At 49.4% G+C, this 18,877-nt stretch carries 14 protein-coding genes; 10 read left to right on the top strand and 4 right to left on the bottom strand.

Going from position 1 to position 18,877, the window contains the following annotated elements; translation table 11 throughout:
* Positions 1-140 precede the first annotated feature (140 nt).
* The 4 genes from FGT79_RS16135 to FGT79_RS16120 all read left to right on the top strand — a co-directional run bounded on the left by FGT79_RS16135 (position 141) and on the right by FGT79_RS16120 (position 4,344).
* A complete protein-coding gene (locus tag FGT79_RS16135) occupies positions 141-1,028 on the top strand; it encodes a carbohydrate ABC transporter permease (RefSeq protein ID WP_138754054.1) in 888 nt (295 codons plus the stop codon).
* Positions 1,028-1,861, top strand: a complete 834-nt coding sequence (locus FGT79_RS16130; protein WP_138753847.1) for a carbohydrate ABC transporter permease — start codon at positions 1,028-1,030, stop codon at positions 1,859-1,861. Before FGT79_RS16135 ends, FGT79_RS16130 begins: the two co-directional genes overlap by 1 nt.
* A 148-nt stretch (positions 1,862-2,009) precedes the next feature.
* On the top strand, positions 2,010-3,326 hold the full coding sequence (locus tag FGT79_RS16125) for an ABC transporter substrate-binding protein (protein ID WP_138753846.1): 1,317 nt from the start codon (positions 2,010-2,012) through the stop codon (positions 3,324-3,326).
* 148 nt (positions 3,327-3,474) lie between these two features.
* Positions 3,475-4,344: a PP2C family protein-serine/threonine phosphatase gene (locus FGT79_RS16120; RefSeq protein WP_171056276.1), complete on the top strand. Its 870-nt coding sequence runs from the start codon at positions 3,475-3,477 to the stop codon at positions 4,342-4,344.
* A 31-nt stretch (positions 4,345-4,375) separates the two neighbouring features.
* On the opposite strand, the gene FGT79_RS16115 is transcribed toward FGT79_RS16120, so the two are convergent.
* On the bottom strand, positions 4,376-5,476 hold the full coding sequence (locus FGT79_RS16115) for a GGDEF domain-containing protein (RefSeq protein WP_171056275.1): 1,101 nt from the start codon (positions 5,474-5,476) through the stop codon (positions 4,376-4,378).
* 150 nt (positions 5,477-5,626) lie between these two features.
* Here FGT79_RS16115 and FGT79_RS16110 point away from each other — a divergent pair, with 150 nt between their 5' ends.
* Positions 5,627-6,007: a hypothetical protein gene (locus FGT79_RS16110; RefSeq protein ID WP_138753843.1), complete on the top strand. Its 381-nt coding sequence runs from the start codon at positions 5,627-5,629 to the stop codon at positions 6,005-6,007.
* Between the two features lie 186 nt (positions 6,008-6,193).
* Positions 6,194-8,497, top strand: coding sequence for a helicase C-terminal domain-containing protein (locus FGT79_RS16105; RefSeq protein WP_425465019.1), 2,304 nt, complete (start codon positions 6,194-6,196; stop codon positions 8,495-8,497).
* A 90-nt stretch (positions 8,498-8,587) separates the two neighbouring features.
* Here FGT79_RS16105 and FGT79_RS16100 read toward each other — a convergent pair whose 3' ends face one another.
* Positions 8,588-9,130 (bottom strand): HPP family protein, encoded by a 543-nt coding sequence (locus tag FGT79_RS16100; RefSeq protein WP_138753842.1) that lies wholly within the window; start codon positions 9,128-9,130, stop codon positions 8,588-8,590.
* Between the two features lie 142 nt (positions 9,131-9,272).
* On the opposite strand from FGT79_RS16100, the gene FGT79_RS16095 reads away from it, so the two are divergent.
* Entirely contained in the window at positions 9,273-9,773 is a 501-nt protein-coding gene (locus tag FGT79_RS16095) for a Crp/Fnr family transcriptional regulator (protein ID WP_138753841.1), read from the top strand.
* Positions 9,774-9,783: 10 nt separating this feature from the next.
* Here FGT79_RS16095 and hmpA read toward each other — a convergent pair whose 3' ends face one another.
* The gene (gene hmpA, locus FGT79_RS16090) at positions 9,784-11,016 is read right to left on the bottom strand and encodes an NO-inducible flavohemoprotein (RefSeq protein ID WP_138753840.1); all 1,233 of its coding nucleotides are present in this window, start codon (positions 11,014-11,016) and stop codon (positions 9,784-9,786) included.
* Positions 11,017-11,671: 655 nt separating this feature from the next.
* Between hmpA and FGT79_RS16085 the strand changes: the two genes are divergently transcribed.
* Both FGT79_RS16085 and FGT79_RS16080 read left to right on the top strand, forming a co-directional pair.
* A complete protein-coding gene (locus tag FGT79_RS16085) occupies positions 11,672-13,417 on the top strand; it encodes an ABC transporter ATP-binding protein (protein WP_138753839.1) in 1,746 nt (581 codons plus the stop codon).
* A gap of 22 nt (positions 13,418-13,439) precedes the next feature.
* A complete protein-coding gene (locus FGT79_RS16080; protein ID WP_138753838.1) occupies positions 13,440-15,467 on the top strand; it encodes an ABC transporter ATP-binding protein in 2,028 nt (675 codons plus the stop codon).
* A gap of 150 nt (positions 15,468-15,617) precedes the next feature.
* On the opposite strand, the gene FGT79_RS16075 is transcribed toward FGT79_RS16080, so the two are convergent.
* Positions 15,618-17,363 carry a methyl-accepting chemotaxis protein gene (locus FGT79_RS16075; RefSeq protein ID WP_138753837.1) on the bottom strand — a complete coding sequence of 582 codons (1,746 nt, stop codon included), beginning with the start codon at positions 17,361-17,363 and terminating at the stop codon, positions 15,618-15,620.
* Between the two features lie 292 nt (positions 17,364-17,655).
* Between FGT79_RS16075 and FGT79_RS16070 the strand changes: the two genes are divergently transcribed.
* Complete coding sequence (locus tag FGT79_RS16070; RefSeq protein WP_138753836.1) at positions 17,656-18,819, top strand: hypothetical protein; 1,164 nt, start codon at positions 17,656-17,658, stop codon at positions 18,817-18,819.
* The last annotated feature ends 58 nt before the right edge of the window (positions 18,820-18,877 follow it).

Raw genomic sequence — 18,877 nt, 5'->3', positions numbered from 1 at the left:
AACCGATCTGCCTGCCGATGGTCAATATAGTCCACCAACGTTATCATCATCCTCAGTGTTCGGGTTCCGTCTCTCGGTTTTATACTGTGAATATGAACAGATAGCTTCCGTCAGAGGGAAAGAGAGAGGGGACGAGGATGATGTCCAAAAAAATCAAATGGACCGAATGGGTTCAGCAAACGGTCTTTGTCGGTCCGGGGCTTATCGCCTTTATACTGATTGTGCTTGCGCCGTTCGTCATGGGGTTCTATTACACCTTCACCGAATGGAACGGGATGGATCTTGGCAATGCCAAGTGGACGGGGATGAAAAATATAATTAAAATATTTACCGACGACGAGCGGTTCTGGCATGCATTCTGGTTCACGACCAAATTCACAGTTGCGGCTGTCGTTGTCACCAACGTCATGGCTTTTCTACTGTCGCTGCTGCTGACACGCAATCTCAAGAGCCGCAATTTTCTGCGCACCGTGTTTTTCTTGCCCAACGTGATCGGCGGCCTGCTGCTCGGCTACATTTGGTACTTTATATTCGTGCGGGGCTTCCGGGCGATTGGCGAGGCTACGAACATCGGCTTCTTCAACCTCCAATGGCTTGGCACACCAAACACGGCATTCTGGGGCATCGTTATTGTCTTTGTCTGGCAGACAGCCGGCTACATGATGATTATCTACATCGCAGCAATGATCAGTGTGCCCAAGGATTTGATCGAAGCAGCCAAGATCGATGGCGCCGGTGCTTGGCAGCTGCTGCGCTCCGTAACGGTACCGCTTATCATGCCGGCGATTACAATCTGCTTGTTCCTAACGACCTCCAACTCGTTCAAAATGTTCGACCTTAACTTATCGCTAACAGCTGGCGGACCAGGCAATGCGACCGAATCGATCGCGCTCAACGTCTACCGCGAGGGATTGGTGAACAACCGTTATGGCCTCGGTACGGCCAAAGCGATGATCTTCTTTTTCGGCGTTGCGCTGATTACGGTCACGCAGGTATGGATTACGAAGAAGAAGGAGGTTGAAGCATAATGGAGAACAGACAGCGTTATACACCGCTCATTCTGCTGCTGGAGCTTATCGGTGTTGCTGTGGCTCTTATCTTTCTGACACCGTTTTACTTTCTGATCGTCAATTCATTCAAGGAACTCAAATACATTCTCCTGAACGCTGCTTCCCTGCCGGAGAAGCTGGGACTGGACAACTTCAAGCGGGCATGGGTAGCGATTGATTTTCCGACGGTGTTCTTGAACTCATTTCTCATCACTTCGATTAGTGTACTGCTGCTCGTAATCGTCAGCTCGATGATGGCATACCGCTTGGTAAGAAGGCCGACGACCTTCAACAAGCTGCTGCTTACCGTACTGATTGCTGCGATGATCATTCCGTTCCAGTCGGTGATGCTGCCGCTTATGCGCATTACTTCCTTGTTCGAGCTTCGCGGTCATCTGTATGGTATCGTTATTTGTTACATGGGCTTCGGTATTTCATTATCGATGTTTTTGTATCACGGTTTTATCAAATCGGTACCGCTCGAGGTGGAAGAGGCTGCGGTGATGGATGGCTGCTCGCCGTACGGCGTATTCTGGCGAATCGTATTCCCGCTGCTCAAACCTATTACAGTCACAGTCATCATTCTGAATGTGCTGTGGATCTGGAATGACTACCTGCTTCCCGTACTTGTAATCAATGACAATCTGACCACGATTCCACTCGCCGTGCAGAAGTTTTTCGGACAGTATTTGCGCAAATGGGATTTGGCTATGGCAGCCCTCACACTGAGTACGATTCCGATTATTATATTTTTCTTGTTTTTACAGAAGCATATTATTGAGGGTATTACGGCTGGATCGGTGAAAGGCTGATTGCTTCACTAGAATAAATGGAAGTTATCAACATTTTACACCTATATGTACAATATATTCGGTGTTATGCTAGCTTGTTGCACCATTATAATGACGATGTAAGCGTTACAAAAAAAGAAGATATATAAAATTTGCGGGAGGTCATAAGATGAAAAAAGTTTCTTTTCTAATGCTCGCGGCTATCATGGTTATCGTTCTGTTAAGCGGCTGCGGCAACAACACAAACGGCGAGAAAGCAACAAACGCACCAGCGAAAACAAATAATACAGCTGCAGAGCCGGATCCAACCGAGGCACCGAAGAAGGATGTCACCATTAAAGTGTTCCAGTTTAAAGTAGAGATTGCAGAGGCCCTTGGGAAGCTGGCTGCCGAGTATGAGAAGGAAACCGGCGTTAAGGTAGAAATCGAGACGCATGGCGGCGGCGAAGATTACAGCGCATTGCTGAAAGCGGAGCTGGCTGCAGGCGAAGAACCGGAAATTTTCAACTCCAGCGGGTGGGCAGGCTTCGATCCTTATGCGGACCGTGCGACAGACCTCTCTGGTGAAGCGTGGGCGAAGGATCTAGTTGAAGCATCCAAAGCACAAATTACACGTGACGGTAAGCTGCTCGGCATGCCAATGAACCTTGAAGCTTACGGCTTCACGTATAACAAGGACTTGTTCGCCAAAGCAGGTATTACCGAGCTTCCGCAAACGCTTGATGAGCTCGACGCTGTTGCCAAAAAGCTGAAGGACGCAGGTATTACGCCGTTCGCACTGACTTCCGAATGGTGGTCGATGGGCATTCATACGCTGAATATCGCTTTCGCGAATCAACCGGATCCGGCTGCTTTCATTGAAGACGTTAAGGCAGGCACTGTGAAGCTGAAGGATGATCCCATTATGAAAGAATGGATTCGCCTTGTTGACATCATGTTCGCGAACGGTCAAGACAACGCTTTGACAACGGATTACAACACGCAGGTAGCGGAGTTCGCGGCTGGCAAATATGCGATGATTCAGCACGGAAACTGGATTCAAGGTATGGTTGATGAGATCGACCCTGCACTTAATCTTGGCATGATGGCTGTACCGCTTCAAGGCAAACCGAATGTATTCACAGGTGTGCCGAACAACTGGATCGTCAATAACAAATCGGCACAGGTTGAAGAGGCGAAAGCCTTCTTGAACTGGATGGTCACTTCGGAGACAGGTAAAAAATTCATCTCCACCGACTTTAAATTCGTTCCAGCGCTGTCGTCCATTCCATCGAATTCAGAAGCAGTAGGCAAGATCGGCGGCGACTTCGGAGCGTTCGCAAGCGCGAATCCAGAGCAAGTAAAGGGATGGAACTGGGATCGTTTCCCTGACGGCATTACGCAGCAATGGGGAGCGGCTATGCAGGAGTACCTCGGCAAACAAATTACAAGCGATCAATTGCTTGAGAAGTTCGACAAAGCCGTGCAGGATATTGTGAAGAAATAAACAGTTATAAGAAGAGCCCCGTACAGCTAGCTGTACGGGGCTCTTCACTGTGCCTATTAGTGAACATAAATGACTGCTCAGCCCAATATGAATATAAATGAAGGGAAGCTTGTGTACGGGCCAAGTTCGAGGGCGAGGCGGGAATGCGATGAATGGAATATGGTGGATATGGATAGCGATCGGCCTGCTGCTGGCAGCGGAACTTACGATTCTTAGGCGTGTCACTCAGCAAAGAGGAAGCTCTGACCAGGACATCATTCAGATTCGTCTTGGTTATGCGCAGTATATTGGCGAACGTGAGGAGCAGCAAGATGACTATCGCATCTCAGATTTGGAGGATGAGGCAATCATTAAGCGACAAGGTGTGCTGGCTGTGTTGGCGGATGGGATGGGCGGCTATGAAATGGGCAAGGAAGCAGGACAGCTGGCAGCGCAAGTGATGCTTGAGCAATATGGGAAGAGAGCGGCTGAAGAGTTGGCGCCGCATGCGCTTCGAAGAGCCTTGCATGCTGCTAACCAGGCAGTTTATGAGCTGGCGTTAACGCATGAGCTGGAATGGAGCGTGGGCACCACACTGGTTGCTGTTGTTATTCAGGAAGGACGCTTATTCTGGATATCGTCGGGTGACAGCCGTATATATTTGTATCGAGGCGGCCGCTTAACGGCCCTAACGAAGGATCATATTTATGGCAATCGACTGCAGGAACGAGTGGAAGCCGGCGAGCTGACAGAGGAGGAAGCGGCAGCGCATCCAGAACGTCATTTGCTGACGAGCTACCTAGGCATACCACTCGTTACGGAAATCGATGCGAATCTAGTACCTCTTCACTTAACAGCAGGTGACTTTGTTATTCTGAGCAGTGATGGGCTGAATGAAGATTTGTCCGAGGAGCTTCTGGGGGAAGCACTGACGCTGTCTCCCCCTGAAGCGGCGGCGTCTATCATTACCCATGTCATGAACCAGCAACGGCCGTACCAGGATAACGCGACAATCGTGATTGCAGGCTGTTATTCGTAAGGTATGAGCAGATTGACAGCTTGTCTTCTGTTTACTGGATTGTCGTCCGGTTTTTGCCCTCTCTCTTAGAAACGTAGAGCGCTTGATCTGCCTGTTGGAAGGCATATTCCTTCGTTTCACCTGCTTCGATTTGATGCAGTCCGATGCTTACGGATATATGCCGGCGGTTCATCTCAGCAATGGGGCTGCGAGCAATCGCGATTCGCAGCTTCTCTATGATTTGCCAAGCAGCTTGGATGTTATTCTCTCGCAGCAAGATGACGAACTCTTCACCGCCGTACCGGGCTGCAAAGCTACTCTTGCCAATATAATCGGCCATACAGCCTGCAGCTTGTTTGAGTGCAATGTCGCCTGCCCAGTGCCCATACGTATCATTAACCTGCTTGAAATTGTCAATATCGAGAATGGCAAGCTGGATGGGGAATGCGTGGAGCCTCTGATCCTCAAGCAGCTTTTCGATATATTCATGAAACGATTTATGGTTATGCAAGCCTGTTAAAGGATCAATCTTGGCCATACGCTCCATAAGTATCGTCTGCACGCGAAGCTCCTGCTCGGATTGCTGTACACTATCGAGCTGGGTAACCAGCTCACTGCCCCGCTCAATAACGGCAAACCCAGTAAGAGCGGCAATCAGAATGGTACAGGTTATTATAATGAAGTTGATCATCGTATACGGCGAATGATCCTCGTACATGAAGTAGCATCCGATTAACCCGCCAACACATATGACTAGGCAAATCAGCAGATCTTTCTTTTTGAAATAGATGGTGGAAATGAAAATAGGAAACAGCAGAATGACAGGGGCAGCAGCAAAATAATCGCTTATGAAATACAAATAAACAAACGAAAGCGTTATCGATGCGGTTAGGATGGCACCTTCTGTCCACTTGGGATAAGTCCGATGCCAGAGCTCAAGTCCAACCATAACGATGAGAGAGATTGAATTAGGTATGAGCATTTCTTGCTCCAAATCATTCATAGACATTAAAAAAGGCAGCTTTGTTGTGATTACTTTAAAAATTAACCATTGCGAAGCGAATACAACAAAGGATATAGCCCACAAAATATTAAGAATTAATCGGTTCCAATTGAATGTAATAAGTAAGCTTTGAAGATGTGGCCTTGACATATAAGCCTCCATTTCTAAGGTGCAGTATGCATAGGGTTCGACGAATTTACAGCTGCATCCTTTTTTTTCGACAAAGACTGTTTGAGTTTTTGGTTAGAAGCATGAGTATAGTGGGTATTATAGGGTAGAAACGTTTGAGGAGGTCATCAAATGGATAACGCTAACGAACGTAATAAAGGACATGTAGGTAGCTTGGCTACCGAAAGGGATATTGATCCGGCTTTTGGTTTGTTCACGGAGGAGGCGAATGCGGATGCCGTACCCGCTGCGGATGAAAGGCTTGCTAACCAGTATCCACAAGGGGATACTCATGTGCATGAATCGCATATTCCAGACACACTGGATATGAACAGCTATTCTGAGGTGGATACAGCCGAGGAAATTTCGGAGGAGCTTGCCGCAGTTCCCGATGCGGATATGATTGCGAAAGATAGCCCGGTTGACCCTGCTTCGCCAGGCGAGGAGTTTCACGGCACAGATTTGTTGAACGGCGTAGGAAATCATCCAGAAGAAGAGGCGGACGAGCGTTAACTACGCCATTCCTTAGTCCAAGGAGCATTCTGCGTGCATGCCTGCTTATGCGTTAAAAGAAGCATCTTCTGCTCCATTTTAGAAATGGACAAGGGGGTGCTTCTTTGTATAGGTTGGCTATTTGGCAGCATGCATGTGGTACAATTGAAGAACGAATGTTCTTTATGGGGCGGTTGAGAAGGCATTATGCTAATAAATGGAACGGTTGCGATTTCAGTAAGGCATTTGGTGGAATATGTGTTTCTGAGCGGAAGCATCGATGTTAGGTTGAATGCGATCGATGCGATGCATGAGGGTACCAAGGCTCATCAAAGAGTGCAGCGAGCTTACGGGGAGCAGGACGCGAAAGAAGTTTATGTTAAGGCGGACATCGAAGTGGATGATCTGCTGTTTGTCGTGGACGGACGTTGTGACGGACTGCTCTTTACGGAGCCGCTGCTCACCGTCGATGAAATTAAATCTACAGGCGGCGACCTTGACCGTATAACGGATGACGGGTATCCCGTGCACTGGGCGCAGGCGCTTTTCTATGCATATATGTATGCGAAGGAGCATGAGCAGGCGTCTATGCGCGTGCAGTTGACCTACGTCCAGACGGATACGGAAGAGGAGCGCCGCTTCGCAAGAGAAGCGAGCTTCGCAGAGCTGGAGCAATATGTCCATGAGGTTGCTGCCCGGTATGCGCCTTACGCGCGGCAGCAGCGCAGGCATGAACAGGTTAGGAATGCGAGCATCGGCGAACTTGCGTTTCCATTTGATGCGTATCGGGCTGGACAGCGCAAGCTTGCGGGAGCAGTCTATAAGTCGATTCAGGAGAGGGTCCGATTGTTCGCGAAAGCGCCTACCGGCATCGGGAAGACGATATCCACGACCTTTCCAGCTATTAAGGCAATCGGCGAAGGCATGCTGCAGCGGTTCTATTACTTGACGGCGAGGACGACAACAAGAGCTGCCGCTGAGGATGCTCTGCTGTTCATGAAGGAGAAAGGGCTGCATGTGCATGCTGTCACGATAACGGCCAAAGACAAAATTTGCTTCCAAGAAGAGGTTCGCTGCGAGAAGGAGCACTGCTCCTATGCAGACGGCTATTATGATCGCATTAATGGTGCGGTTCTGGATATTCTGGAGCAAGAGACGGTGATGACTAGATCGGTCATTGAGGCCTATGCTCATAAGCATCGCGTATGTCCGTTTGAATACTCACTTGATTTGGCTTACGCAGCGGATGCTGTCATTTGCGATTATAATTACATATTTGACCCGCGGATTTCATTCAAGCGCCAATATGCGGAGATGAAGAAACGAACGGCATTGCTAGTTGATGAAGCACATAATTTAGTGGATCGTGCGCGAGAGATGTTCTCAGCGGAGCTGTCGAAGGCACCGTTTCTCGCCTTGCAGCGTGAGCTGAAGGGTGAACATAGCGAGGGCTACCGCACGGCGAAGGCCATTAACGATTACTTTATTGCGCTGCGCAAAAAAAGCGACGGCGCACCGCATCTAGTCGAGCACCAGCTGCCGGAGGAACTGGTAGGGCTAGTCAATGCCTTCGCTTCGGCTGCTGAGCAGGCGCTTGCAGCGGGCATGGGGACTGGCGGCGTGCTGCTGGATGCCTATTTCACAGCCCAGAGCTTTATACGTACAGCGAAGCTGTTCGATGAGCGCTATGTTGTGTATACGGAGCTGACGAAAAGCGATGTGCGGTTGAAGCTGTTCTGCTTGGACCCTTCTCAGCTGCTTCAGCATATGGGCAAAGGATATCGCTCGCATATTTATTTCTCGGCAACGCTCTCACCTGTTTCTTATTATATGGACATGCTGGGTGCAGGGGAGGATGATTATACGCTTGCGGTGCCGTCTCCCTTTTCGAGGGAGCAGCTTGATGTTATCGTGAAGCCGCTCTCGACGCGCTATCATGATCGTGATGAATCGAAGCTGCCGATCGCGAAGCTTATCATGGAGCTGATGCATGAGCGTCCCGGCAATTACTTCGTGTTCTTTCCTTCCTATGCCTATATGAATGCGGTGTATGAGACTTACATGGAGCTTAGGGCATGGTCGATACCAGCTGGCGCTTCGTCTGATACGGAGGTTCTATTGCAGAAGCAGGACATGGCAGAGGAGGAGCGGGATCAATTTCTCGCTTCATTCCAGTCTGGCAGCGGGAAGTCGTTAATTGGCTTTGCCGTAATGGGCGGCGTGTTCTCTGAGGGAATTGATCTAGCCGGTGAACGGCTGGTTGGCGTCATCGTCGTTGGAGTCGGCCTGCCGCAGCTAGGCGTGGAGCGGAATATGCTGAAGGATTATTTCAACGGGCAGGGCAAGAGCGGCTATGATTACGCCTACGTATTTCCTGGTATGAACAAGGTGCTGCAAGCGGGCGGCCGTTTAATTCGCTCAGAAACCGATCGTGGAACGCTGGTGCTCGTCGATGATCGGTATTCGCAGCCGCAATATAAGCGGCTGCTGCCGGAGGAGTGGCGGAGCTGATTACAGTACGGAGTCCGATTCGACTTACTCAAATATAGGAAAGTATATGACTTCCCCAACTTTCTCTATATTTCTACGCGAAACGTTAGCTTAGCCGCTAGAGGTCGGCTTCAGCCGTTTACGCTTGGCGCGCTTTGGTAACAAGGACAGCGTGCCGAACCGTTTCTCGATGTACGCCGCAGCCGAAAGTGTAAGCATCAAGCCGATCAGAGCAACGCAGACGGATATAGGAATGACCCAGAGCAGTGGTGGCTGCGTGAAAAAGGGGATGAGCGACACGGCAAGAATAGGCGGCGCATTCCATTTGAACGTATTGATGAAGGAAATAACGATAACAAGTGTCAGGAGCAGCGATATAACGCCGGGGTGAATATACACAGATACCGATCCGACAATGGAGGAAATAACGGCGCCGAAGGCGATCTTGCGAACCTCTGCTTTCTCGAACGGCCGTGAAATGAAGAGCAGGCTGAAGGCGCCTAGCGTAGGGAAAAATAACGATTGCATATGTGGGATATGAGACGAAATCCAGTAAATGAAGATGATATATAAGCAAATCGCATAGGTACGTACATGCATGCTGCGAGCTCGCCTTCTTTCATAGTTGGATAAACCGATAAACTTACTTAGCATGTTATATTCTACTCCGCAAGAACTTGTACAGTCAATTCCCTAAATGTGTCATTATTAGAATTGCGATAGGGTTAGAAATTGTAGGTGAATCATAAAAAGCCCAACCGACTAACGGCTGGGCTTAGTTATAAGGAGGAACGGCATGCTGCTGCATAAAGGACAAACGCTGTTTCATCAAGGAGAAAGCGGGTCGCTGTATCATTTGAAGAGCGGATTGCTGAAGATTGTGCGCGTCCATGAGGATGGCAATCCCTTTTTAGTGAATATCATTGTACCGGACGAAATGATTCCTCATCATTCATTAATTAGTCCTATGCCTTATCACGGGACGGCGATAGCACTCGTAACCTGCGAGGTCGAGCTTGTATCGCCCCAGCAATGGTACAACGAGCTTGAGCGCAGCCCGGAGAAGAGCCGCGAAATCGCACTGCTTCTCCAAGGCAAGCTTCGTATGATGCAGCAGCGAATAGACCAATTAACGCAAGTCGCTCCCGTCGACAAGCTGGCGAAGCTTCAGCAATGGTTCGCGATGTATATAGGCGCTGCACCGATTACGGATGTGCTTACGCAGGATGAGATTGGTCAGCTTATCGGCCTTAGGCGTGAGACGGTCAATCGACTGCTGCGTGCCCAGATGAAATGATGCAAGCTGATTAGCGGGCTGCTGCCGGCTCAAGGCTCGCAGATGGACCGAAAAACTCATAATGAATATCGGCCTGCGGGATACCCCATTGCAGAAGCGATTGGTTAATAGCAGCCATGAAAGGTGTTGGACCGCAGAAATAATAGTGGGCGTTCGCATTCGGAATGATGGATTTCAGCCAAACTAGATCAATATGCCCTTCCTTGTCGAAAAGCTGAAGCTGTCGATCTTCATCTGAAGGCTTCTCATAGCAGTAATATACAGCAAGCTGAGGATTTTGCTCTGCAAGCTCCTTCACCGCGTCTCTCATCGCATGGAATGCGCCGTGCTGCGCCGCATGGATGAACGTAACCTGACGTGATTTATACTGCTCGGTGAGTGTGTTCAGCATGCTGATCATCGGAGTTATGCCAACGCCGCCGCTTAGCAGCACAACTGGGCGCTCATCAGCGGTGTTCAAAGTGAAATCGCCAGCAGGGGCGGACAGCATGATGACCTTGCTTTCTTGCGCGCATTGATGCAAATACGTCGATACTTCGCCTGCAGGCCGTTCCCCATAAGCATCCTCTCTCTTCACAGAAATGCGGTAATAAGGTTTGCCTGAAGCATCTGACAGGCTGTATTGGCGAATTTGTGTATGCTCGTTGCCTTCCTTTTTAATTCTAACGCTCACATACTGTCCCGGCAGGAAGCTCGCGATGGCACCGCCATCTTCGGGAACCAAATAAAAGGAGGAGATGACCTCGCTTTCCTTAACGATGCGTTCGATCTTGAACGGACGGAACCCTTCCCAGCCGCCGGTCTGTGCATGCGTTTCCTCATACATTTCTTTCTCAATGCTGATGAAGGCATCGGCTATAATGCCGTATGCTTCAGCCCAAGCGGACAAAATGTCATCTGTTGCAGTATCTCCAAGGACATCTTTGATAGCTTGCAATAGAAATTTGCCAACAATCGGATAGTGTTCGGGCAGAATGCCCAGACTCCGATGCTTATGCCCAATTTGCTTCACAACGGGAATGATCGCTGCTAGATTGTCTATGTGCACGGCCGCAGCGTAAACGGTATTCGCTAGAGCGGTTTGTTGTTTTCCTTGTTTTTGATTGGCGTGATTGAAAATATTCAGCAGCTCAGGGTGGTTGGTGAACAGCAGCTCATAGAACCGTTTCGTAATCGTGACGCCATGAACCTCAAGAACAGGTACGGTGGATTTAATGATTTGAATCGATTGCGTGCTTAACATCGAAACCCCTCCAATGGTTAGCGGCTCTCCAGCAAGGAATGATCTAGATTCACAAGCCCTCACTGTGCCTTCAGGTATAAACAAAGTATAGCCGCGGGTAAAGCGAATGCTCTGTGATCACAATCACAGAAAACGGTAACAATTTGTGACGGGTGGTATGAATGAAGGACTGAATGTTCGGAGGGTAATGGCAAGTCTTCCGAGCTTGGTAACGTTTGATTATAGCCAAAGAATACGGTTACAGGGGTTGACAGCTATATGTCTGAATGATAAAGTGACAATTAGATTTTATCGAGAGGAGGGTTACGTTACATGAATACAAACATTCACATGAATCTAACTGCTGCAACGAATCATCGTTTGAACATGAATAACGTAATCCATCCGCGCGTCGTTTTTCTTTGATAGAGGGTACCCCCATCATCAAAGGCGCATGGTTACGTCAACGTAATCATGCGCCTTTTCTATGCCTTAAGGTCAGGACTGACTGAAGGAGGAAGAAGCGTGTCGTTACGGCGATATGCTTCTTTTTTTTTCAAATATAGGAGAAGATATGCTGCAATACAGGTAACTGCTATGGGTTGAAGGATGCTGCGGGTTTCAATTAAAGGGTAACGAAGCAAGGGATGGATAGCGGAAGGTGTGGTAGAGAAATATGTTTAGTGTACTCAAAAAATTAAGCTGGTTTTTCAAGTTGAATTGGAAGCGATATTCTGTCGCGATTACGCTTTTGATTATAACGGGATTTATTGATGTCATTCCCCCTTGGCTGCTTGGCTACACGATCGATGGCATTCAACAGGATTTACTGGGGCAGCCAGATTTCAACCGCATACTATACGGCTGGATTGCACTGACGGTGGTTGGATATGTCATTACGTACATATGGCATTATAAGCTGTTTGGCGGGGCGTTCGTGCTGGAGAAGCTGCTCAGGTCACGTTTAATGGGACATTTCCTGCGGATGACTCCAACTTTCTATGAGCGTAATCGAACGGGCGACCTTATGGCGCGTTCAACGAATGATTTGGGAGCGGTGGCGACAACAGCCGGCTTCGGCATTCTGACATTGGTTGACTCGACGCTGTTTATGATTACGATTCTTATTGTTATGGCAGGACTGATAAGCGTGAAGCTTACACTTGCCGCATTGCTGCCTTTGCCGCTTATGGCACTGGCTATGAAGCATTATGGCAAAAAAATTCACGAGCGGTTCATGGATGCACAGGATGCATTCGGTGATTTGAACGATCAAGTGCTTGAATCTGTCTCTGGTGTTCGCGTCATCCGAGCCTTCGTGCAGGAAGAAGCGAGCGAGGCGCGTTTCGGCGCCAAAACGAATGATGTGCTCCAAAAAAATATAGCGGTCGCGCGTATTGACGCGTTGTTCGAGCCCACAATGAAAATACTCGTTGGAACGAGTTATTTGATCGGTCTCTGCTATGGAGGCTATCTCGTATTCCATAATGAAATTACGCTCGGTGAATTGGTCTCCTTCAACGTCTTTCTAGGGATGCTGATCTGGCCAATGTTCGCAATTGGCGAGCTGATTAATATTATGCAGCGAGGCAATGCTTCTCTGGATCGCGTCAGCGAGACGCTCGGTTACAAGCCGGATGTTGCAGACGCTGGCAAGATTGTGCCTGTCGAGGAGCCGTCCTCCTTGCAGTTCCGCGATGTTACGTTCCGTTATCCATCCTCTGCGGTTGATAATCTAACGAACGTATCCTTTACGCTAAGACAAGGTCAGACGCTAGGAATTGTAGGACGGACAGGGAGCGGCAAGACGACGCTTCTGAAGCAGCTGCTTCGTGAATACCCGCTTGGACGGGGTGAGATCAGTATATCCGGCACGAGCCTGGACTGTTTGAGAATCGAAGATTTGCTAGGCTGGATCGGCTATGTGCCCCAGCAGCCAATCCTATTCTCCAAGTCGATCCGAGAAAATATTTTCTTCGGTCTAAGGGAAGGTACCGAAGCCGATCTTCAGCGAGCGCTGGAGCGGGCTTCATTCGCGAAGGACATTAAGTTCCTTCCTGACGGGCTGGCGACGATGGTGGGCGAGCGTGGCGTAGCGCTGTCCGGCGGGCAGAAGCAGCGCGTCAGCATTGCTCGCGCGCTCATCGCCGATCCGGAGATACTGCTGATGGATGATGCCTTGTCTGCTGTAGACGGCAAGACCGAGGCTGAGATTATCGAGGGTATCCGCACGGAAAGAGCGGGTAAGACGACGCTTATTACGACGCATCGTTTATCTGCTGTGCAGCATGCCGATTGGATTATCGTCTTAGATGATGGACGAATCGTACAGGAAGGCACGCATGAGCAGCTGCTTGAGAGCGGCGGCTGGTACCGCGAGCAGTACGATCGCCAGCAGCTAGAGGCTATTATTGAAACGTAATAAATGGGAGGCGTGAAGAGCAATGGGTCATACAGGAAAACGATTGTTTCAATACGCCATGCTTTATAAAAAGCCGATTATGCTTGCGCTGCTGCTGCTCATACTTGCCGTATGCGCTGAGCTGGCAGGCCCTTTGATCGCGAAGCGAATGATTGACCAAAACATTCTCGGCATCGAGAAAAAATGGCATGAGGTTAAGGGCGAGCAGGACTTCGCCGTTCTTTATAAAGATAATTGGTATAAGCGGGAGGACCACTTCGCGGCAGACGCTTATGAGCAGAAGGGCAAAGAGGTTCGCGTCCTCCAGGTTGGTAGAAGCTTCTATTGGCTCAACGATGCGCTTGCATCCGAAGGCGGCAAACGGGTGGTCGATGGCAGCACGCTGACTGTCACGAACAAGGAAACGGGTGAGAGTGTCACCTATCCCGTAGCGAAGCTGACGAAAGATGAGCTGTACGCATTCTATCAGCCAGAGTTTCCTTCATTAATGAAGCTGGCGCTCATGTATTTTGGGTTTTTGCTGCTGGTTGCTGTCTTCACTTACGGACAGCGACTTATGCTTCAAACATCAGCGAATCGCATCGTACGCAAGATGCGCTCCGATATCTTCGCACATACGCAGCGTCTGCCGGTCAGTTATTATGACAATCTGTCTGCCGGTCAAGTTGTCTCCCGCGTAACGAATGATACAGAAGCGATTCGAGAGCTTTATGTATCGGTGCTTGCCAACTTCTTCACAGGTACGATTTATATGGCAGCTATTTATGGAGCATTGTTTCTACTTGATGTGAAGCTGGCGCTGGTGGCGCTTCCGCTTGTGCCGATTCTGATTGTTTGGATTATCGTCTATCGCAAATTCGCTGCACGCTATAATCGTATTATTAGAACGAAGCTGAGCGAGATTAATGGAATGATCAACGAATCGATACAAGGGATGACGATCATCCAAGCATTCCGACGTCAGAAGGAAACGACGAAGGAATTCGAGGAAATGAACGAGCATTATTACAGGTATCAGAACAAACTGCTTAGTTTGAATTCGATAACGTCTCACAACCTCGTGAATGTTGTACGGAACATTTTGTTTATTATCGTCCTTTGGATGTTCTGGGGAGATTCACTCAGAGGTGCAGTCTCGGTAGGCGTGCTTTATGCATTCGTGGATTATATGAACCGGATGTTCGCGCCAATTGTCGGTATCGTCAACCAGCTGTCGAATCTCGAGACAGCACGCGTATCGGCAGAACGGGTATTTAAGCTGATGGATGAGGAAGGAATTGAGGTAGTCTCAGGCAAAATGGAGCGGTACAAGGGCGATGTGAAGTTCGAGGATGTATCCTTCGCTTACAAGCAGGATGAATACGTGTTGAAGCACATTTCCTTCCATGCTCGGCAGGGTGAGACGGTAGCGCTTGTCGGTCACACGGGTTCAGGCAAAAGCTCGATACTCAATTTGCTGTTCCGCTTCTATGATACGAATGAAGGCAAGATTATTGTAGATGGTCAGGATGTTCGTAATATGCCGAAGCAGCTGCTTCGCCAGCATATGGGCATTGTTCTACAAGATCCATTCCTGTTCACGGGAACGATCGCATCCAACATTAGCCTGGATAATCCGGCGATCAGTCGGGAACGAATCGAGCAGTCGCTTCGTGACGTAGGAGCGTACGACATGTTCAGCCAGCTTCAGGGCGGCATAGATGCACCGGTAATCGAGAAGGGAAGTACGCTCTCGGCCGGTCAACGGCAGCTCATATCATTCGCAAGGGCGCTTGCTTACGATCCAGCGATTCTCATTCTCGACGAGGCAACGGCTAGTATCGATACGGAGACGGAAGCGATTATTCAAGCGGCGCTTGATGTACTCAAGAAGGGCAGAACGACATTTGTCATCGCACATCGACTGTCTACGATACGCAATGCCGATCAAATTCTTGTACTTGATCGCGGCGTCATCGTGGAACGTGGCAATCATGATGAGCTGATGGAGCAGCGCGGCAAATATTTTGCGATGTACCAGTTGCAGCTCGGAGGGGCTTTGCCAGCGTAAGGATAGAGGTGTATAAAAACGGCTAAGCGGATAGATTCCGCTTAGCCGTTTTTTCAAATACAGAAAAGAATATCATTTTGAAAGCTTTCTCTATCCTTCTAAGCGAAACGTTAACTTTAGCCGCCAGATGACGGCTAAAGTCGTTTACGCTTAGTTTTTAAATTTGCCGATCGCTTCATTCAAGCTTGCGGCTAGGTTGCGGAGCTGCTCGGAGGAGCTGGCAACCTCCTGCATGGAGGCGAGCTGTTCTTCCGAAGCGGCGGCAACGCGCTGTGAGTTGCCGGCAGTACTAGCCGTTATAACTTCCAACTCATCGAGAGAGGCAGCGATTTGCTCGCTGCCTGCGGACATTTGTTCCGAAGCAGCGGAAACCTCTTGAACCTGACTGGATACATCGCGTATAGACGATACAATGGAGCGGAATGATTCGCCGGCATGGCTGGACACCTTCGACCCGGCACGCGCGGCTTCCACCGATTGTTCCATGGCTGCAACAGCAGCGGCCGTTTGGCTGCCGATGCTGTGCAAGATGGTGCCAATCTGCTCCGATGAATCCTTAGAGCGCTCCGCCAGCTTGCGAATCTCGTGGGCAACGACAGCGAAGCCTTTGCCATGCTCGCCGGCACGCGCTGCTTCAATAGAAGCGTTAAGCGCAAGCAGGTTCGTTTGGTTCGCAACCTCACCAATTAAAGCGAGAATGCCGCCGATTTTGTCGCTTTGATCCTTTAATTCATGCAGCGTAGATACAGTGGCAACGACGTTGGCTTCGACAGTCTGCATCTGCAGCAGCGTCTCTTCGATGACGGCCTCGCCTTCCGTTGCGAGCGCAGTCGTATCTGCTGCGAGCTCGGATACGGATGAAGAAGACTCTGCGATGCGCTGAATACCGATAGTCATCTCTGTCATGGCGCGCTGGCATTCTTGGAAGCTCTGCAGCTGCGTGTCTGAGCCAGAGGCTACCTCTTGAATGGCCTCTGTGACCTCTTCCGTTGCACGTGAGGTTTGCTCGGCGCTTTGCTGCATGTTAAATGCCGATCCAGCAACCTCGTCGGAGGTGATGCGGATATCGCTTGTGAGCTGACGAAGGCTTGCAATCATTTCGTTGAAGGCGAACGATACTTGTGCAATCTCATTCCCGCCTTTAACGGGAACCGCAAGTGTCAAGTCGCCTTTGGCAGCCAAGGAGGATACCTCGGCAAGCCGTTTGAGCGGCTTCAGTACTAAGCGAATCAAATATACAATGATTAGGACAGCAATAGCTGATAGCAAAGCAGCAATTCCAATGCTCTGCCATAGCATCTCTTGCATCGCCTTGTTAATTTGTGTGTAATCGATATCAATTCCAAAAATCCCGAGCACCTTGCCGCTAGGATCTTTAACCTGTGTTAAATAGGAAACCCATTGGCCGTAGTCATCAACGACTGGCTCCGTGACGACGCTCCCTTTTTCAAGCACAGTTTGTACGTCGGCAGCAAAGCCGGGTGTCATCGGATAATCGTCTCCTGGTCCGAGGCCTTCCGCATTGAGCGCTTCATTGCTTTGCATCATCTTGAGAAATTGCTTGCCGTCCCGTTCAATAATATCAGGCATATACACGTATGCATTGGAGACAATGTCATTTTTAATCATAACGTCCAGCTGCAGCTTGAACCTCTCGAACATCTCGTTGCTCGTTTCTCCTCCAGCGGTTATCTCGTTGTAGCCGAAGGTTAACAGATCATGACCAGCTTCGACCTGGTAGCTTAGCGTTTCTCCCATCCGTTCGATTTCAGAGAGATAAGCTTTTTTTTGCGTGTTGTAGGAAAGGTATTCGGTGATGCCAATAACCATAACTAGCAGCAGTGCAAGAACAATGGAGCTGGTTACGACTAAACTTCTGTCTTTGATACGTTTCATACGGACCACACCTCATAATGATAAGATAAGATAAGTTATCGTCGAAAAATGTCGAAAAATGAAGAGGAATATTTGCCCATTTTTTAACTAAGCCTATCGAAGCAATTGTAACTATATTAACAATGAAAGATTAGATAAATGCGGGGCTTACTGTTAGAAAAGTGTTGTGCCTATAGGCAGACTCGTCGTATACACATTCAGGTAACATTCAGCGGGGCTTAAAGGAGCTTTAAGTATTAAAGGCTATGATAGACTTGCAACAACAAATCGAAGTAGAGAGGTGGAAGAAACAATGATGAAGGCAAAAGCAAAAGCAATAACAGCAGGCGCAATCGCGCTTACACTAACGCTTGGAGGCGGCGGACTTTGGGCAAGCCAATATGTAAATGCAGCAAGCAGCACAGACAAACAGCTGGAGCAGGGTGCGCAGACAGATAACAGCAAAGCGGGCAAGGATCACGCAGGCAAACGAGGCGGATTCGGACGCGGCTTTGATCAAATACAGACACAATTGCTAGAATACTTAGCGCTGGATGAGCAGACGCTTCAAACGAAACTGGAATCCGCAACATTATCAGAGGTTGCAGTGGCGCAAGGAAAAACAAGAGCTGAGCTCAAAACGAAGTTAGTCGAGTGGCTGGAGGCGGCAGAAGCGGCAGCGCCGGCTAAGCAATCGGACGGCACAACGACCAATACGGACAAGCAGCCTGTGAAGTTGGATGCTTCGGCTGCAGCAGAGAAACTACTTGATTCCAAGGGATTCTTCTTTGGCAAGCAAGGACATGGCTTGAGCGTGAATTTAACTGAGCTGGCAGCGGCGCTTGGCGTGACAGAGGATGTACTTAAATCGGAGATAGAAGCAGGTAAAACGCTGGCTGCCTTGGCAACGGAGAAAGGTGTAGCTGTACAAACGCTCATCGATCTGCAGGTAAAGGATGAGCAGGCGAAGCTGACAGCTGAGCTTGCGGCTGGTACGATCACGCAGGAGCAGTATAATGACAAGTTCGATAAAGCGGTTGAACGTGCAACTCAGCATGTGAATGGCGTGCTGCCGCAGCGCGGCAAAGGCGGAGGTTTCGAGCGGAATCTCGATGAGCTGGCAGCGGCGCTTGGCGTGACGGAGGATGTGCTGAAGACAGAGCTGGAAGCAGGCAAAACGCTGGCGTCTTTAGCGGCGGAGAAGGGTGTAGCTTTACAGACACTCATCGATTTGCAGGTAAAGGATAAGAAGGAGAAGCTAGCAGCTGAGCTTGCGGCTGGAACGATTACGCAAGCGGAGTATGATGCGAAGCTTGCCGAAGTGGTTGAACGCGTTACGAAGCAACTAAATGGCGAGCTGAAAGCGCCGGAAGGCGGCAAAGGCGGTTCTGGTGGTAAAGGCCCTCGCGGCGGCGAGCGTCCGGATAGAGCTGCTAATGATAAGCAACCAGCAGAAGCGGCTGCTTCAGAAGCATAATCGAACAAATAGTAACACAACATGAATGGTAGCAGCATGTTCAAAGGAGCTGTCTCTT

The sequence above is a fragment of the Paenibacillus sinopodophylli genome (genome assembly GCF_005930355.1).
Lineage (GTDB): Bacteria > Bacillota > Bacilli > Paenibacillales > Paenibacillaceae > Pristimantibacillus > Pristimantibacillus sinopodophylli.
This window is presented reverse-complemented; position numbering and strand designations above follow the sequence as displayed.

Coding starts and splice junctions, on each gene's coding strand:
- FGT79_RS16135 (WP_138754054.1), top strand. CDS start 141: ATGTCCAAAAAAATCAAATGGACCGAATGGGTTCAGCAAACGGTCTTT.
- FGT79_RS16085 (WP_138753839.1), top strand. CDS start 11,672: ATGTTTAGTGTACTCAAAAAATTAAGCTGGTTTTTCAAGTTGAATTGG.
- FGT79_RS16095 (WP_138753841.1), top strand. CDS start 9,273: ATGCTGCTGCATAAAGGACAAACGCTGTTTCATCAAGGAGAAAGCGGG.
- FGT79_RS16115 (WP_171056275.1), bottom strand. CDS start 5,476: ATGTCAAGGCCACATCTTCAAAGCTTACTTATTACATTCAATTGGAAC.
- FGT79_RS16070 (WP_138753836.1), top strand. CDS start 17,656: ATGATGAAGGCAAAAGCAAAAGCAATAACAGCAGGCGCAATCGCGCTT.
- FGT79_RS16125 (WP_138753846.1), top strand. CDS start 2,010: ATGAAAAAAGTTTCTTTTCTAATGCTCGCGGCTATCATGGTTATCGTT.
- FGT79_RS16105 (WP_425465019.1), top strand. CDS start 6,194: ATGCTAATAAATGGAACGGTTGCGATTTCAGTAAGGCATTTGGTGGAA.
- FGT79_RS16075 (WP_138753837.1), bottom strand. CDS start 17,363: ATGAAACGTATCAAAGACAGAAGTTTAGTCGTAACCAGCTCCATTGTT.
- FGT79_RS16110 (WP_138753843.1), top strand. CDS start 5,627: ATGGATAACGCTAACGAACGTAATAAAGGACATGTAGGTAGCTTGGCT.
- FGT79_RS16120 (WP_171056276.1), top strand. CDS start 3,475: ATGAATGGAATATGGTGGATATGGATAGCGATCGGCCTGCTGCTGGCA.
- hmpA (WP_138753840.1), bottom strand. CDS start 11,016: ATGTTAAGCACGCAATCGATTCAAATCATTAAATCCACCGTACCTGTT.
- FGT79_RS16130 (WP_138753847.1), top strand. CDS start 1,028: ATGGAGAACAGACAGCGTTATACACCGCTCATTCTGCTGCTGGAGCTT.
- FGT79_RS16080 (WP_138753838.1), top strand. CDS start 13,440: ATGGGTCATACAGGAAAACGATTGTTTCAATACGCCATGCTTTATAAA.
- FGT79_RS16100 (WP_138753842.1), bottom strand. CDS start 9,130: ATGCTAAGTAAGTTTATCGGTTTATCCAACTATGAAAGAAGGCGAGCT.